The organism is Corynebacterium meridianum, assembly GCF_016342265.1.
Lineage (GTDB): Bacteria > Actinomycetota > Actinomycetes > Mycobacteriales > Mycobacteriaceae > Corynebacterium > Corynebacterium meridianum.
Window position 1 is genome coordinate 494,002 of record NZ_JAEIOS010000009.1, and the last position, 15,849, is coordinate 509,850.

A 15,849-nucleotide genomic window follows, 5' to 3' on the forward strand; every position below is an offset into this window, starting at 1 on the left:
GATTCCCCGTCGGTCGGGATCCGGTGGGATCTCCGATCACGCCGGGGCGGGGTGGGTCGCTTCCCCGACATACCCAGGCGGCATGCTGTGGCTCCTGTTCCGCCGCGGTGAGATGTCCGGTGCAATCGACGCGCCACTCAAAAGAGATCCGGGGGATCGCCACGGCTGCGGACGCTTCTCCGGCCGCTGCGCGGTATCGGTGTGGACGATGAAACCGCACCGCCCCTACAAGCGGGGCACCCCTCCGACCGGACGCAGTGACGGTCCGGTTGATGGAGGGGATCATCCGTTGATCGGGCTACGAGCCCCTGTATGAGTCGGAGCATTCGGTTTCTGCGCCGATAGCCCGGTTGCCCGATCCACTCTTCACCTGTGGGACGCGGGCACGGTTCCGATACCCGCCGCCTGTCCCCTTCCTGATGCCTTCGAACTGCTCAATCACGTCACATGGGTCGTGCTAACCTCCACTATGAACAGCTCCTCCGGTCACCGTCCCGAAGTCCGGGGCGACCGGTGATCCGATGCCAGAACAGAGCCACGCACCACAGAGTGTCCTCCTCCCCCGACGTTCCCCGGTTGCGGCGTCCTGCGGATCCGCGAGGGCGCATCTTTCGCCACGATCCAGTCCCTTCATACGACGAAAAAGAAGCCCATGACTGCTCCCCACCTGAGTTTCAGATATCCGGCACTGCCCAGTCTCATCACCGCGGGAATTGCCGTCGTCGCAGCTGTGGTGGCGCAGATTGCCTCACACCGCCCTGCGTTCCATCACAGTCTTTTGCTCAACGTCACCGATGGAGAGCCACTCGCACAGTTGATCCGGGCGGAGGACCCGGCGTTCAGGTTCACGTCCGGTGCCGATCACTACGACGGGGTCTATCTGTGGGCGATGGCGCGGGACCCGTTCGCCTCCGGGGAGGCCCACGAGCTGATAGATCTCGCCGCCTACCGCTACGGCCACCCGTTCTACTCGTGGATGGCTTCTCTCCTCGCGTTCGGACAACCGCACCTCCTGTCGACGACGTTCTGGATCCTCGGTCTCATCTCCATCGGAGCGTCCACGTACCTGGTCTCCCGGTTGGCTGTGTCCCACGGATGCTCACCCTGGTGGGGACTGTTGGTCGCGGCCAGTCCCGGACTGTTGTTCAGCGCCACCACAAATCTGACGGAACCTTTCCAACTCGCACTGGTCACAGGACTATTGTTGGCCTGGCGCGCCCGTATTCATCCCGTATGGATAGCGGTGCTGAGCGTGGTGATCTGCCTGTCGAAGGAACAGCTTGTCCTGATTCCCGGTGCACTCGGCCTTCATCTACTCATACACATGGTCCGGGACCGGCGTCTGTACTGGCGGCGGGCGCTGGCACTGGCCGCCGGACCGATCGCCCTGGCGGTGTGGCTGCCATTCATTCGCAGTCGCTTCACCACCGATCAGCTCACCTACGATGACGGCAACATCGGTATGCCGGTCGTCGGATGGCTGAGAATATTCGATCTCGCCGGCGCCATGCGCGTGAGCGGTGACATGAACTCGTCTCAGATCGGGTCCACCGCCGTATCGGCCCTCATCGCGTTGGCGGTACTCATGCTCTCAGCTGCCGTCATCGGTCTGCTCAGACGCGACGAGCTCGGCCTGATCGTCGCTGTCCAGGCGGTGCTCATCTCGTGTCTGGACTGGCGGACACTGTTCTTCCCGCATGAGATGTACCGTATCCCCGCGGTGCCTGCTCTGCTCGCGGCTCTGCTCGTCGTCATTCATCTCACCCATCACAGGATCGCGTCCGCCCGCACGGACGGGCAACAACCCACCGACACCAAAACCGAATCCCCCGGCGGTACCCGGAATGGGGTCATCAGCTCCGACACAACCCCGAATCCGGAGGCGGAACAGATAGTGACGTCCACCGACTCCGTGCGGGTGAACCGGTCCGACCCCTCCCACTGAGTCACTGGTGGGACGTCGACCTGCCGTGGGTATTCCCGGTGGAACTCCCGCCGGCCGGGTCGGACCTTTCGCACCACCCCGACTTGTACCCGGGGGCCCGGCCGTCGACCGGCGCAGAGGCACGAACACCGTCATCCTCTCCCCGAGGATCGCCGGAAGCGACTCACTTGCACCGGTTCCGTGGGGCCGAGGATCCGAACAGCGAACGAAGGCTCCACGCCAGTTCAGCGGGCGCACGACGGACGGGGGCACACGGAATCTGGACATCATACGGCCTTAAAAACCACGGCATTCGCCCTTTCCGGCCCGAGTCCGACACCGGCACGGGGTGTCTACGCCTCCCCCGTTGCGGTAGCGATCCACCGCCGATCGGATCCCCGGGCCTTCGACGATGACCGGATCGGTGGCACCTCCCGCACCCCGGTAGGTAACGGGCGACACCGTCGCCCCCTCAAGTTGCTACTGTGGTGCATGTGACCCGTGTGAATCGCAGGTCGTCCCGATCCTCATCCAGGAAGTACAGCATGACGTCGCGTCAACCCACCATCCACCGCCGTACCCTGCTCAAGGTGGCCGCGCTCGCCGCGGCCGGCGGCACCATCGCATCTTCGACCGGAACGCTCCCCCGGGCGTACGCCGCACGACCCGTGCTGGGAACGGTCCTCGACTACGCCGCGGGCGTCCCCGATGCCCGCGCGATCGCCGCTGCGGGCCATCTGGGTGCCGTGAGGTACGTCTCCCGTCGACGCCCGGGGACCGAGAGCTGGATGTTGGGGAAACCTGTCACCGCGGCGGAGACGTTCGCTTTCAGGTCAGCGGGGCTCGCCACCGCGAGCGTGTACCAGTTCGGTCGCGCCGACACCGCCGACTGGCTCCGGGGCGCGGCCGGCGCGGCCGTCCACGCCCCTCAGGCGATCGCTCTCCACGCTGCGGCGGGCGGGCCCGCGGGCAGACCGGTCTACGTCGCCATCGACGACAATCCGAGCTGGGGGCAGTACGCCGGCCAGATCCGGCCCTACCTCGGGGCTTTCAGGGCTTCACTCGAGGCCGCCGGACTGCGGCTGGGTGTCTACGGCAACTACAACGTCATAACGTGGGCCCTGGCCGATGGGCTCGGCGAGTTCTTCTGGCAGCATGACTGGGGTTCCGGTGGCCGCCTGCATCCGCGGGCGGATCTCCACCAGCCGGCGAAGCGTACGGCCTGGATCTCCGGTGTCGAGGTCGATGTCAACGACGTCTACTCTCGGGACTGGGGCCAGTGGACGGCGACGCTGCCGGACGCTGTGTCCCCAGGCCCGGTGGAGATCCCCGCTCCCCTGCCTCCCGCACCCGACGGGGACCCGGTCAAGGCACTCGGTCAACTGCTGACGCAGCTGAATGGCCTGTCCGGATAAACTCCGGACCTCGGTCAGTCTTCATCCGAGTCGATGGTGATCTCGTCATCGGAGACGGTGCTGCTCTTGGGCCGCGGCTTGGGCCGGCCGGCACCCGATTCCGTAGAATCAGCGCTTTTCCCGCTCCGGTACTCGACTGCCTCGGCCTCTATGTCATTTTCCACCCGGCGTCGCTCCTCCTCGTCACCGGGGTACTCCGGCGCGGGAACATGAGAGTGCACGTTCGCGGCCAACATCGGGAAGAGGAGCACCGTCGCGGCCCCGGTGGCCACCATCACCGAGGCACGCCCCTCACCGAGGAGTCCCCGGTCCACTGCGATCTCGGTGACGGCCACGATGATCGGCAGACCCGTCGCGGAGTACAGCGAGAGCTCCATCTGGTCCCGGAAACCCCGGATCCCCGAGCCGGTGTCCGTGAAGCGTTCCACCAGCAGGATCGGCAGCCCACGCGCGATGTAGATGACGATGATCCCCACGACCACGGCCCAGGGTGAGTGCAGGACCTCGCGGACGTTGATCGCCATGCCGGACGTGATGAAGAACACCGGGATGAGCAGACCGTAGCCCATGACGTCGAGACGCGCCTCGACCGTCTTCCGGGCACGCACGGGAACCAGTCCCCGGAGGATGATGCCCGCCGCGAATGCCCCGAGAACCACGTCGAGTTCGAACACCGCAGCCATGGCCATGAGCGTGGTGAGAAGGACGATGACCATCCTCATGACGGTCTGGCTCGTGTGACTCGCACCGTCGCGCACCGCATGCCCGACCCAGGGCACGAGACGGGAGACGGTACGCGGGAGAAACGCAACCATCATCGCGCCGCCCATGAAGAGGGCGAGAATGATCAGCGTGAGCCACGTCGTGCGCGTCGACAGCAGCAGCGCCATGGCGAACACGGGGCCCAGCTCGCCGACGGCGCCGTGGACGAGGACTCCCCGACCGACCGGGGAATCCGCGCGTCCGGAGTTCTTGATGACCGGCAGTAGCGTGCCCATGGCGGTGGATGACACGGCGATGGCGAGCACGATGCTCCGGAGCAGGTCATCGGTGCCGAGCAGCAGCAGTGCCGCCCCGACGGCGAGCCCCAGGCTGAGCAACCAGGTTCCGGTGGCCCGGCGTCCCTGTCTCCCCCGCATGACATCGGGATCGATCTCCCAGCCAGCGAGGAGGAACAGCATTCCGAGGCCGAGTTCCCGGAGCAGGGCGTTCGACCCGTCCAGATGCGCCAGGTCGAGAACCTCCGGGCCGATGAGCACCCCGAGCAGGAGCATGAAGACCACGCCCGGAACCCGTTTTCCGGTGAGGAAGGACAGGAGCGGGGAGGCGAGGGCGGCGATCGCGATCCACATCATCGAGACGATGACTCCGGGCGCCACCGCGGCACCCGACGCGAGCAGAGTTATCGAGTTCAACATCGACCTTCATTTCATGGAGAGGAGCTTCGGGTGGGCGGTACCGAACCCCGGACGATTGCCCATGATAGGCCGGTGGAGCAGAACCACTACCGTAAACCCCGGCGGGCGGTTTATTCCCCGGCTTCCAGCCGTTGCACAGGAGGCTGAGGGGCGGGCCCGCCTGTGTGGTCACTGACAAGCCCGTACAGTTGGGTCTCCACCAGTGCGGTGAGATCCTCCGCTGAACCCGTGACGGCGGCGGCGGCAACGAAGTCCTCCCCGAAGGTCACCGAGGAATGGAGTGAGTAGTCGTTGGACCAGCCCCACTTGGTCCCCACCGCTCCGGGGAGCACCGCCGTGCCGAAGTCCTGCGGGTACCCGTCGGCGGCGAACTGATCGGACTGGATCATCGCGGTCAGGATCGGCGACATGCGGTCGGTCTCCAGTTTCTGCTGGATGAACGACACGGCGTCATAGGTGGAGGTGACGCTGTACCCCCACCGTTCGTCTGACCTCGTCGACAACAGCCCGTAGTTCCGGGCTGTGACGTCGATCGCCCGCGGGTACCGGTCCCAGAGCTCGTCGGCGAGATCGTCATCGGAGGAGCGGATCATCTCCACCGCCACGAGTTTGTCATCGGGCAACCCGTACCGGAGCACGTAGTCGGCGATGTAGAGCTTGATCAGGCTGAGTGCGGGACGGGCGTATCTCTCGGTGGCGGTACCGGTGTGCCAGCCATCCGAGAGCCGCGTGAACGACACCTGGGAACCGGTCGCGTTGGCGGTGAAGTCACCGAGGTCCTCACTGGAGAGACTGACGTTCGACGCCCGGGTGCCCGTCGGCGATTCACCGGGACCACGGAAGGTCGGACCGACACCAGAGCCCCCCTCTCCTCCGGAGACCGGGAGGAATGGGAGCGATAGAAGGCAGCATACCGCGACGATCACTGGAGTTGTACGACCAATGCGCCGCCAGCGGTCACTTCGTCCGTCCGGACCGTCCGCGGACCCGACGGAATGCTTAGCCATGTCGGACATGATACCGGCGACCCCGTCCACCCCCCCAATTCTCTCGGGTTCTGGTGGACGGGGCCGCCGTCTTGTTCTTCTGTTGTGATGTGATGTGTCCATCCGCCGTCACGGGTGAACCCGATCAGCGTGCGAAGTGGATACGGTACTAGTGATCGACCGCGGCTTCCACGCCGACGCCGGTCAGCGAACGGACTTCCATCTCAGCATGGAGGTCGTCCAGGTTGTCCGGCTTGCCGAAGATGGTGCCGAGGTAGCCCGCGAGGAATGCCGCCGGGATGGAGACCAGGCCCGGGTTGCGGAGCGGGAACCAGGCCCAGTCGGCGCCGGGAACCATCGACGAGTCCGTACCGGACACGGCCGGGGAGAACACGATGAGAACCAGAGCCAGGACGAGACCGGTGTACATCGAGCACAGGGCACCCGTGGTGTTGAACTTCTTCCAGTACAGCGAGTACAGGATCGTCGGCAGGTTGGCCGAGGCGGCGATGGCGAAGGCCAGTGCCACCAGGAAGGCCACGTTCTGGCTCATCGCCAGGATACCGAGGATGATCGCGGTGACACCGATGACGACCACCGTGATCCGGGAGACCCGGACCTGCTCCGCTTCGGTGGACTCACCGTTGCGGATGATCGAGTGGTAGATGTCGTGGGCGACGGAGGCCGAGGCGGTGATCGCGAGGCCCGCGACCACGGCGAGCACGGTGGCGAACGCCACGGCGGAGATCGCAGCCATGAAGAAGGAGCCACCGAGTTCGAGCGCGAGCAGCGGAGCCGCGGAGTTCTGCCCGCCGGGTGCACCGAGGATCCGGTCCGGACCGACCATGGCTGCCGCCGCGTAGCCCAGCATCAGAGTCATCAGGTAGAAGGCACCGATGAGCACGATGGCCCAGGTGACCGAGCGGCGGGCTTCACGTGCGGTCGGAACCGTGTAGAAGCGCATCAGCACGTGCGGGAGACCCGCGGTGCCGAGAACCAGGGTCAGACCCAGGGAGATGAAGTCGATCTTGGTGACGCTGTCCTTGCCGAACTTGAGACCGGGCTCCAGAATCGCGTGGGCGTCGTAGCCCTTGCCCGCGAGGTAGTCGGACTCGGCGTGCTTCTGCACGGCTGCGTCGAGCAGCGTGGGGAAGGAACCGACCTTGATGAAGATCAGCGCGGTCATGATGCCGACGCCACCAACCAGGAGGACGGCCTTGATCATCTGGACGTAGGTCGTGCCTTTCATACCGCCGAAGAGCACGTAGGCGATCATGATGACACCGACGACAGCGACGACGATGGCCTGCTGCGACTTATCGTGCACGTTCAGCAGCACGGCGACCAGCGAACCGGCACCGGCCATCTGGGCGATGAGGTAGAAGAGCGAAACGAACAGGGTGCCGAGTGCGGCGGCCATCCGGACGGGCTTCTGATTGAGTCGGAACGACAGGACGTCGGCCATCGTGAACTTACCGGTGTTACGCAGCGGCTCGGCGACGAGCAGCAGCGCGACCAGCCAAGCCACGAAGAAGCCGATGGAGTAGAGGAAGCCGTCATAGCCCGCGAGGGCGACGGCGCCGACGATACCGAGGAAGGAGGCGGCGGACAGGTAATCGCCCGCGATGGCCAGACCGTTCTGCTTACCGGAGAACTGCGCGCCACCGGTGTAGAAGTCGGAGGCCTCGCTGGTGGACTTGCCCACCTTGATGACGACACCCATCGTGACGACGATGAAGATGATGAAGACGGCGATGTTCAGGATCGGATTACCGGCCTGCGCGCCCACTTCCTGGGCGGAGTAACTGATGATGTTATTCATGAGAGGTATTAGCCTTCCATTCTCTCACGGATCGCTGCCGCCTTGGGCTCGATCTTCTTATTGGCAAAATTGACGTAGATCCAGGTGATGGCGAAGGTGGTCACGAACTGGAGAAGGCCCATGATCACGCCCCAGTTGACGTTGCCGAACACCGGGGTTCCCATCCAGTCCTTCGCGTAGACCGCGAGGAGGACATAGAACATGTACCAGAGGAAGAACGCGATACTCATCGGGAAGGCGAACCCACGGAACGTCTTCTTCAGGTCGAGGAACTCAGGATCTTTCTGCATGGCCCGAAATTCTGCGGCACCGGGTTCCCGGCGCCGCACCGGGGCGGATGAGTCTGCACTCATGTGAGGGTCATCTCGCTTTCTGTAATTAATTTGACGGAGATTCTGTTCGGGTCGGGACGGAATGCCAACCATCGGCCGTCCGTCCCACCACTTCGCACACCGCTGTCGGATACCTGCCGATGGTGACGGAACGGGTCCGCCGGACATCATTGTGCAAGCGATCACAGAACAAGGTGTATGTGTGAAGTTACCTAGCTCACGTTGCAATGTGAAAGCTAATCACCGGAATAGCTGCATTCGCAGCCTTTGCCCACCCCCATAAAACGCCCTCACCGGCATTTTCCCTATTAAGCAACAACCCCCCATCGCCCGCGTGTTCGGGCGTTGTGAAGATTGCGAATACCGTCTATCGCCCTCTTGGGGGGGCTGGACCACCTGAAAAAGGCCCCCCTGTGGGCGTGTCAGGCGCCGAAAGCGAAGACCCTCGCGGGCCGACCGGACCGTTTCTGCCCGATCCACCAGGACGCCTCGATCAATGCGGCACCGATACCACCCACGATGAGCGCCCGGACCAGCAACCCGGGATCTGACGCATCCAGGAAGAGCAGACGCGCGAGCGGCTGCACCGAGAAGATCACCACGTATGCGACCGCTCCGCTGACGATCAACGCGATCCGCCACCACTGGTACGGACGCGCCACGACCGCGAGCACCCAGAGAGCCATCACGAGGGTCACCGTGAGGGTTGCGGTGCCCGCCTGCCTGATGGCCGTGTCCGGCGCGTGGGTGCCCGGGTTCACGAGGATCCAGAACACGACGGTGAACACACCGATGAGTAGTCCCGAGGGCAGTGCGAGACGGAGGACGCGGGGGACGAATCCCGGCCGTGCCCGCTCGTGGTTCGGGGCCAGGGACAGGATGAACGCGGGGATCCCGATGGTGAACCAGCCGATCATCGTCACATGGATCGGCTGGAACGGGAAGGTGATCCCGAACAGCCCGACCACCAGGGCCAGCACGACCGAGTAGATGGTCTTGGTCAGGAAGAGATTGGCGACCCTCTCGATGTTGCCGATGACCCTCCGCCCCTCCGCCACGACGTGCGGCAGGGTGGCGAACCGGTTGTCCAGGAGGACCACCTGCGCGACCGACCTCGTGGCGGGCGACCCCGACCCCATGGCGACACCGATGGATGCATCCTTCAGGGCCAGCACATCGTTGACCCCGTCGCCGGTCATCGCGACCGTGTGCCCCGCAGCCTGCAGAGCACCGACCATGTCCCGCTTCTGCTCCGGGGTGACGCGCCCGAACACCGTGCCCTCGGTGACCTGCCGGACGAAATCGGGGTCATCAGCCGCGGGCAGCTCCCGCGCGTCGACGACCTTTCCTCCGAGCCCGAGGGATGCCGCGACAGCGCCCACGGAGACGGCGTTGTCCCCGGAGATAACCTTCACCTCCACCCCCTCACGGGCGAAGTAGCCCAGCGTCTCCTCGGCGTCCTCCCGGATCTTCTGCCGCAACACCACCAGGGCACACGGGGTCAGTGAGGCACAGCCCGGCGCGGCGGGGGATGCAGAGACCTCCCCGAGCGCCGTCGCCCGGCAGAGCATCAGCACCCGCAGGCCCCGGTCAATGTAGGGTTCCACGGCGGTGAGTGCCGAGTCCCCGTCGGCGACGAGGACATCGGGAGCGCCGAGGACCCAGTCCCCCAGTTCCGCGGTGGAGGCGCCGGACCACTTGCGGGCGGAATCGAAGGACACCGTCGAGGTCACCTCGTCGGGCTCGGTTCCCGCGACACCGTCCGAGATCGCCTGCATGGTGTCGTTCTGATGGCCGTCGGCCGCCGCGATCGAGGCGAGCACCCGGCGCACCAGCTCCGCGTCGTCGTGGTCGCCGACCGGCGCGATCTCGTCGAGTTCCATCCGGTTCTCGGTCAGCGTGCCGGTTTTGTCGGCGCAGACGAGATCGACCCGGGCAAGGCCCTCGATGGCCGGCAGTTCGTTGATCAGCGCCTTGCGTTTCCCCAGCCTGACGACCCCGACCGCGAAGGCGATGGAGGTCATCAGGACAAGTCCCTCGGGCACCATCGGCACGAGGGCCGCGACCATGGACAGGACGGCTTCCTTCCAGGGTGCGCCGGTCCGACCGAGCTGGGTCCAGACGGTGAGGACGCCGGTGGGAATGAGCAACCAGGTGATGATCCGCAGGATCTGGTTTATGCCGTCGAGCAGCTGCGAATCCGTCAGGGTGAACCGGCCGGCTTCCGCGATGAGTCTCGCCTGGTAGGAGTCCTCCCCGATGGCGGTGGCCTGGAACGTCCCTGATCCCGCCGTCACGTAGGAGCCTGACCGGATCTCATCACCGTCCCGCTTGACCACCGCGTCGGATTCCCCGGTGAGCATGGACTCGTCGACCTCGAGGCCGTCGGCGGAACGCACGTAGCCGTCCACGACGATCTGGTCCCCGGGCCCAATGTCGATGAGGTCGTCGAGGACGATCTCATCGCGGACTATCTCGGTGGCCCGCCCGTCACGGATGACCCGGGGCTTCGATTCCCCGAGGATCGTGAGCCTGTCGAGGGTCCGCTTTGCCCGCAGCTCCTGGATGATGCCGATCGCCGAGTTCGCGACGATGAGCAGACCGAAGGCTGCATTGATGATCGATCCGGTGCTCAGGACGATGACCAGCAGCACACCGAGGATCGCGTTGATCCGGGTGAATACGTTGCTCCGCACGATGTCGGCGACGCTGCGCCCGGTTCGTCTCACCGCGTGGTTGACCTGACCCGATTCCACCCGCTCCCGTACGGTCGCGGAGTCGAGCCCCTCCGGGCCGGTGGTGTGGCCGGTGGTGGCGACAGCGGTGGCTGCGGGTTCCATCTTCATGGCGCCAACTCTAATCCGCGGAGCGCGTCGGAGCGCATTCACCGCCACGTCCGCCGGAGCGGATGGCGGGGAGTGCAGGGCCCCGGTTCGTGAACGGTGCACGCGGCCGATCGCGGAGACCGGATGCTCCCCTCGCCTCGGGTGGTGGGGTCACCGACCGGTGAATCTCGGTTGCCGCCCCTCGGCCCGTGCCGCCCGCGCCTCCGCCGCGTCGGTGCTCGCCCAGCACGTCTCGTAGAGTTCCCGGGCTGCGGCACCGGTGCCGGCGGCCGCCGTCCCCGTGTCGTTGAGGGCGAGTTTGAGCTGTTGCACCGACAACGGCGCGAGAGCGGCAACCCGGTCGGCGAGTTCCGCCGCATCCCGGGAGCCGCCGGAGACGTTGGCGAATCCGCAGGCCGCGGCCTCGGTGGCGGACATGCGCAGACCCCCTAGCATCAGCCCACGGGCCCGCGAACCACCGATGAGGTCGACGCACCGGCCCACGGTCCAGTCGTCGAGGGCGATCCCCAGTGCCGCGGGCGGGAGTCCGAACCAGGCGTCCGGCCCGACGACGCGCAGGTCACTCGCCAAGGCCAGCTGCAGGCCGGCACCGACACACGGCCCCTGGATGTCGGCGATCACCGGCAGCGGGCACTCCACGAGGGCACGCAGCAGTCCGCCGAGGGTGTCGAGGAACTCGGGCGAGTGCGCGTGGTTGAGATCCGCCCCGGAGCAGAAAGCCGGTGGGGTACCGCGGAGCAGCAGCGTCCGGGGCCCGACTCCGTGTCCCGAGCGGGTCCCCTCGTCGCCCGCGGTACGGATGGTTTCGGTGAGCGCCGCACAGAGACCGGTGTCGAGGGCGTTTCGGACCCGGGGCCGATCCAGGGTGATGATTCTGACCACGCCGCGGTCCTCGACGTGGAGTGGACGGGTGCCGGGTTCCCGTGCAGGGCTCATTCTTCGGGGAACGTCAGCGGGTTCGGTCCGATTCGACCGGCGATGGTGGAATCGTCCAACGACGTGATGCACTCCATGTCACGGTCGCCGAGGTGGAAGTCGAAGATGTCGAAGTTCTCGCTGATCCGCTTGGGGTGCGCCGACTTCGGGATGATGATGTTGCCCAGCTGGAGGTGCCAGCGGAGCATCACCTGCGCCGGGGTCCGGTCGTGTTCCTCGGCGATCCGCCGGATCACCGGGTCATCGAGCCCCCTGCCGCGACCGATCGGGGACCACGCCTCGGTGGCGATCCCCCGCTCGCGGTTGACCTCGCGGAGTTCCGCCTGGGAGAAACCCGGGTGCAGTTCGATCTGGTTGAGGACGGGGGTGATCCCGGTGCCGGAGATCACCTCGTCAAGGGTCTCGGCGTAGAAGTTCGAGACACCGATCGACCGGATACTGCCGAACCCCTGGAGCTTCGCCATCGCACTGAAGGTCTCCACGGCAAGTCCCTTCCGGGGACAGGGCCAGTGGATGAGGTAGCAGTCCACGTAGTCGAGCCCGAGCCTGGACAGTGACTCCTGGAATGCGCGGGTCGATTCCTCCGCACCCTGGCGGTCGTTCCACAGTTTGGTGGTGACGAACAGCTCCTCGCGGGTGACGTCACCTGCCGCGATGGCGTCCCGGATGGCGTTACCCACCTGCTCCTCGTTGCCGTAGATGGCGGCGGTGTCGATGTGCCGGTAACCGACCTCGATGGCGTGACGGACCGCGGTGACGCACTCGTCGTCCTTCAGCTTGTAGACACCGAATCCGAGCTGCGGTATCTCGTTGCCGTCGTTCAGGGTCACGGTCGTGGGAAAGGTCTTCTCAGTCATGGGCCCCATTGAACACCCATGTCCGGGGACGCGCACGGGGTCCACGGGCACGGGGGCAGCCGGCCGGCATCACCATCCAGCCAACGAAGCAGAGCAATCTCTTGACAGTTCGTTGTGTTTATACAACACTCTAGTTTATGTCCCTATCAAAGAGGTCGACGCGGCCAATCTACAACCGCATCAAGGTCCTGCGGACGGAACGCGGGATGTCACGCGCCGATCTGGCGGCGGTCATCGAGGTCAATCCACAGACCGTCGGCGCCCTCGAGCGCGGCGACCACTACCCCAGCCTCGACCTGGCGATGCGCATCGCCGAGACCTTCCGGTTGCCCGTCGAGGCGGTGTTCTCCCGAGAGGAGTTCAGCCCCATGTCCCATGACCTCTACCCCGCACCGGTGACACGTTGAGCGCACGGAAAGGAGCACGACAATGACCGCATCCAGGACAATCGCACCGACCGCTCCCCTGCGCGGGCGGCGCCTTCTCGCCGGATCATTCACGGCGGCCACAGCCGCCGAGGAGGACGCGTGACCGGCCGCGGAACCTCCCCGATGACCCGCTACCGCAGGCATCGCCTGGACAGTTTCGAACGTCGAAGGGACGTTCTGGACTCCCGCTTCCACCGCTGGCGGAACCGTCGCCACCGGCGGGCCCTGGTTCTGCTGTTCTGCGGGGCCTACCACACCGGGGTGACACTCGGCGTCGCGGCGGTACTCCTTGAACAGGCGACCCTGCTCGCCATGACCGCGGCCCTGTGTCTGGCGTCCTGTGCCATCTGGTCCATGATCCGCACACTGATCCGACTGGAGGACATGGCGCCGCCGGAGTTCCTCGATGAATACGAGCTGGCGAGACAGCTCCGGCTACGCGCCACGACAACCCACTTCTACTACGCGATCGGGCTGGTCTACGCCGGAATCATCACCTTCGGATCGGTCTGGGCGCTGGACAGAGGGTGGGCGATGCGCGATCTGTACGACCTGACGTACACGACCGGCATGACGATGTTCCTCATCATCGGCCTGATCGGCGCCATCCCCGGACTCGTGCTCGCCTGGACCCTGCCCGACCCGACCGACCCCGATCTGCTGTTCCCCGACGCGGACTGAAAACCAGTAAGGAAGAAACACCCATGACACGCTCACCATCCCCGCTCGTCATCGACGGGATATCCAAGAGATACGGCGACCTCACGGCACTCGACGGCATGAGTTTCACCGTGCACCCCGGCGAGATCTACGGCTTCGTCGGATCCAACGGGGCCGGCAAGTCGACCACCATGCGCATCGCACTCGGGGTCATCGCAGCCGACTCCGGCGAGGTCCGGCTCGGTGACGAACCGCTCACCGAATCCTCCCGTCGACGCATCGGTTACATGCCGGAGGAACGGGGGCTGTACCCGAAGGAGAAGATCGGCACACAGCTGATCTACCTGGCGCGGTTGCACGGCGTCGACAAGAGCTCAGCGGAGAACCGCACCACCGGTCTCCTTGAGCAGCTCGGGCTCAGCGACCGAGCCGACGATCAGCTCGAGTCACTCTCCCTCGGAAACCAGCAGCGCGTGCAGCTGGCCGCCGCACTCGTCCACGATCCGGATGTCCTCGTCCTGGATGAACCGTTCTCGGGCCTCGATCCCGTGGCGGTGAACGTGATGAGCGACATCCTCGTCGAGCGGGCGGAGTCGGGGGTCCCGGTCCTGTTCTCCTCACACCAGCTCGACCTCGTCCAACGTCTCTGCCACCGCGTCGGGATCATCGCCGCCGGCCGGATGCGTGCGGAAGGCACCGTCGACGAGCTCCGGGACACCGGTGAGGACACCTACGAGGTGCATGTCGACGCCCCGGGTGACTGGTGGCGGACGGTGCCCGGGGCCACCGCGGTCGGCGACGGCGGCGACACCGTGACACTACTCACCCTCGATCCCGGATCCCCGGCAACCGACCAGGACATCCTGCGCGCCGCGATGGCCGCCGGTCCCGTCCACCATTTCACCCGACGCCGCCCCGACCTGTCCGATCTCTTCCAGGAAGTAGTGAAACCATGAGCCGTCCGACCGACACCTATTCTTCGACTGCGGCAATCCGGCTGATCGCCGCCCGTGAGGCACGCGCCGTCCTCACCCGGAAATCCGTCTGGGTGACCCTCGTCATCATGCTCGTCGCCGTCCTCGGTGGTCTCGGCTGGGGCGCCTGGCAGGGATCGAAGGAAAACGCACCACAGGTCATCGGCTACGTCGGTGCGGAACCCGCCGCACTCGCCGCCGTAACCGGCGACAACGGCGACGGGCCCGCGATGGAATCCGTCGGGTACCCGGACCGGGACACTGCACTCGCAGCACTCTCTGACGGTGACATCGCCGCCATCTACCGGCCCGCGGAATCAGGTCCGGGATGGGAGCTGGTCTCCGAGTCCTCCGTCGACACGGACTCACTCACCGCTCTCCGGGCTGCGCAGGCCGCGATCGCCCGGGACGGGTTCCTCACCGAGTTCGGGATCAGTGGCGAACAGGTCGCCGAGATCACCACCGCCGGTACCGTGACCACCGTCCGCGTCGACGGTGGATCGGACGACGGGGCCTTCGGCGACCCGCGTACGGCGGGCACGGTCATGGTCACGCTGATCGGTCTCGGCGTTCTGGTGATGTCGGTGATGATGTTCGCCATCACCATCGGCTCCGCGGTCATCGAGGAGAAGTCCTCCCGGGTCGTGGAGCTCATGGTCGCCACGGTCCGTCCCCTGGACCTGCTGTGGGGCAAGATCATCGGCGTCGGCGGCGTGGGGTTGGCGTTCGTCGCCACGCTGTTCGCCGTCACGGCCGCGGGGATCGGCTTCACCGGGATCGGCGAACGCTTCGACGTCGAGATCGACCTCACCGTTCTCCCCGTCCTGCTGCTGTTCTACGTCCTCGGCTACCTCTTCTTCTCGGTGCTCTACGCGGCGGCCGGCTCGCTGGTGTCCCGGATGGAGGATTTCCAGGGCGTGCAGACACCGGTGATCCTGCTGCTGATGGCCGTGATGTACGTTCCCTTCTTCGGTCTGACGCAGGTCGACTCGACGTTCATGCGGGTGGTCGCCTGGGTGCCGCCGTTCTCCTCGTCGACGATTCCCCTGCAGTACGCGGTGGGCAACGTCGGTGTCGGAGGGGTCCTGGGTGCGGCCCTCATCCTCGCCCTCGCGACCGCCGTCACTAGCTGGTTGGCCGCCCGGATCTACCGTTCGTCGATCCTGCACACCGGTTCACCCGTCGGCTGGTTGAAGGCACTGCGTGGGGTACGGCGGGGCTGACCCGGAACCGACCCGGTCCACTGTTCCG

The 15,849-nt window shown here is 65.8% G+C and carries 13 protein-coding genes; 6 read left to right on the forward strand and 7 right to left on the reverse strand.

Annotation, left to right across the window (positions count from 1 at the left end):
- Nucleotides 1-652 precede the first annotated feature (652 nt).
- Both JDV75_RS02205 and JDV75_RS02210 read left to right on the forward strand, forming a co-directional pair.
- Nucleotides 653-1,945 (forward strand): ArnT family glycosyltransferase, encoded by a 1,293-nt coding sequence (locus JDV75_RS02205; RefSeq protein ID WP_198737605.1) that lies wholly within the window; start codon nt 653-655, stop codon nt 1,943-1,945.
- Between the two features lie 524 nt (nt 1,946-2,469).
- Nucleotides 2,470-3,339 (forward strand): DUF1906 domain-containing protein, encoded by an 870-nt coding sequence (locus tag JDV75_RS02210; protein WP_198737606.1) that lies wholly within the window; start codon nt 2,470-2,472, stop codon nt 3,337-3,339.
- Nucleotides 3,340-3,353: 14 nt separating this feature from the next.
- On the opposite strand, the gene JDV75_RS02215 is transcribed toward JDV75_RS02210, so the two are convergent.
- The 7 genes from JDV75_RS02215 to JDV75_RS02245 all read right to left on the reverse strand — a co-directional run bounded on the left by JDV75_RS02215 (nt 3,354) and on the right by JDV75_RS02245 (nt 12,536).
- On the reverse strand, nt 3,354-4,757 hold the full coding sequence (locus tag JDV75_RS02215; protein ID WP_198737607.1) for a cation:proton antiporter: 1,404 nt from the start codon (nt 4,755-4,757) through the stop codon (nt 3,354-3,356).
- Between the two features lie 110 nt (nt 4,758-4,867).
- Nucleotides 4,868-5,764 carry a hypothetical protein gene (locus JDV75_RS02220; RefSeq protein WP_232958060.1) on the reverse strand — a complete coding sequence of 299 codons (897 nt, stop codon included), beginning with the start codon at nt 5,762-5,764 and terminating at the stop codon, nt 4,868-4,870.
- A 148-nt stretch (nt 5,765-5,912) separates the two neighbouring features.
- Entirely contained in the window at nt 5,913-7,565 is a 1,653-nt protein-coding gene (locus JDV75_RS02225) for a solute symporter family protein (RefSeq protein WP_198737608.1), read from the reverse strand.
- Nucleotides 7,566-7,573: 8 nt separating this feature from the next.
- Nucleotides 7,574-7,918 carry a DUF485 domain-containing protein gene (locus JDV75_RS02230; protein ID WP_198737609.1) on the reverse strand — a complete coding sequence of 115 codons (345 nt, stop codon included), beginning with the start codon at nt 7,916-7,918 and terminating at the stop codon, nt 7,574-7,576.
- A 401-nt stretch (nt 7,919-8,319) separates the two neighbouring features.
- Nucleotides 8,320-10,737: an HAD-IC family P-type ATPase gene (locus JDV75_RS02235; protein ID WP_198737668.1), complete on the reverse strand. Its 2,418-nt coding sequence runs from the start codon at nt 10,735-10,737 to the stop codon at nt 8,320-8,322.
- 156 nt (nt 10,738-10,893) lie between these two features.
- Nucleotides 10,894-11,625, reverse strand: coding sequence for an enoyl-CoA hydratase (locus JDV75_RS02240; protein WP_198737610.1), 732 nt, complete (start codon nt 11,623-11,625; stop codon nt 10,894-10,896).
- Nucleotides 11,626-11,675: 50 nt separating this feature from the next.
- Nucleotides 11,676-12,536 (reverse strand): aldo/keto reductase, encoded by an 861-nt coding sequence (locus JDV75_RS02245; RefSeq protein WP_198737611.1) that lies wholly within the window; start codon nt 12,534-12,536, stop codon nt 11,676-11,678.
- 137 nt (nt 12,537-12,673) lie between these two features.
- Between JDV75_RS02245 and JDV75_RS02250 the strand changes: the two genes are divergently transcribed.
- The 4 genes from JDV75_RS02250 (at nt 12,674) to JDV75_RS02265 (ending at nt 15,821) form a co-directional block, all read left to right on the forward strand.
- Nucleotides 12,674-12,943, forward strand: coding sequence for a helix-turn-helix transcriptional regulator (locus JDV75_RS02250; RefSeq protein ID WP_198737612.1), 270 nt, complete (start codon nt 12,674-12,676; stop codon nt 12,941-12,943).
- Between the two features lie 120 nt (nt 12,944-13,063).
- Entirely contained in the window at nt 13,064-13,645 is a 582-nt protein-coding gene (locus JDV75_RS02255; RefSeq protein ID WP_198737613.1) for a hypothetical protein, read from the forward strand.
- Between the two features lie 23 nt (nt 13,646-13,668).
- Nucleotides 13,669-14,580 carry an ABC transporter ATP-binding protein gene (locus JDV75_RS02260; RefSeq protein ID WP_198737614.1) on the forward strand — a complete coding sequence of 304 codons (912 nt, stop codon included), beginning with the start codon at nt 13,669-13,671 and terminating at the stop codon, nt 14,578-14,580.
- Complete coding sequence (locus JDV75_RS02265) at nt 14,577-15,821, forward strand: ABC transporter permease (RefSeq protein ID WP_198737615.1); 1,245 nt, start codon at nt 14,577-14,579, stop codon at nt 15,819-15,821. The genes JDV75_RS02260 and JDV75_RS02265 overlap by 4 nt, the downstream gene beginning before the upstream one ends.
- Nucleotides 15,822-15,849: the final 28 nt, after the last annotated feature.

What these genes read in the sequence shown, in the direction of transcription:
- JDV75_RS02205 (WP_198737605.1), top strand. Translation starts at nt 653, where the DNA reads ATGACTGCTCCCCACCTGAGTTTCAGATATCCGGCACTGCCCAGTCTC.
- JDV75_RS02210 (WP_198737606.1), top strand. Translation starts at nt 2,470, where the DNA reads ATGACGTCGCGTCAACCCACCATCCACCGCCGTACCCTGCTCAAGGTG.
- JDV75_RS02215 (WP_198737607.1), bottom strand. Translation starts at nt 4,757, where the DNA reads ATGTTGAACTCGATAACTCTGCTCGCGTCGGGTGCCGCGGTGGCGCCC.
- JDV75_RS02220 (WP_232958060.1), bottom strand. Translation starts at nt 5,764, where the DNA reads ATGGCTAAGCATTCCGTCGGGTCCGCGGACGGTCCGGACGGACGAAGT.
- JDV75_RS02225 (WP_198737608.1), bottom strand. Translation starts at nt 7,565, where the DNA reads ATGAATAACATCATCAGTTACTCCGCCCAGGAAGTGGGCGCGCAGGCC.
- JDV75_RS02230 (WP_198737609.1), bottom strand. Translation starts at nt 7,918, where the DNA reads ATGAGTGCAGACTCATCCGCCCCGGTGCGGCGCCGGGAACCCGGTGCC.
- JDV75_RS02235 (WP_198737668.1), bottom strand. Translation starts at nt 10,737, where the DNA reads ATGGAACCCGCAGCCACCGCTGTCGCCACCACCGGCCACACCACCGGC.
- JDV75_RS02245 (WP_198737611.1), bottom strand. Translation starts at nt 12,536, where the DNA reads ATGACTGAGAAGACCTTTCCCACGACCGTGACCCTGAACGACGGCAAC.
- JDV75_RS02250 (WP_198737612.1), top strand. Translation starts at nt 12,674, where the DNA reads ATGTCCCTATCAAAGAGGTCGACGCGGCCAATCTACAACCGCATCAAG.
- JDV75_RS02260 (WP_198737614.1), top strand. Translation starts at nt 13,669, where the DNA reads ATGACACGCTCACCATCCCCGCTCGTCATCGACGGGATATCCAAGAGA.
- JDV75_RS02265 (WP_198737615.1), top strand. Translation starts at nt 14,577, where the DNA reads ATGAGCCGTCCGACCGACACCTATTCTTCGACTGCGGCAATCCGGCTG.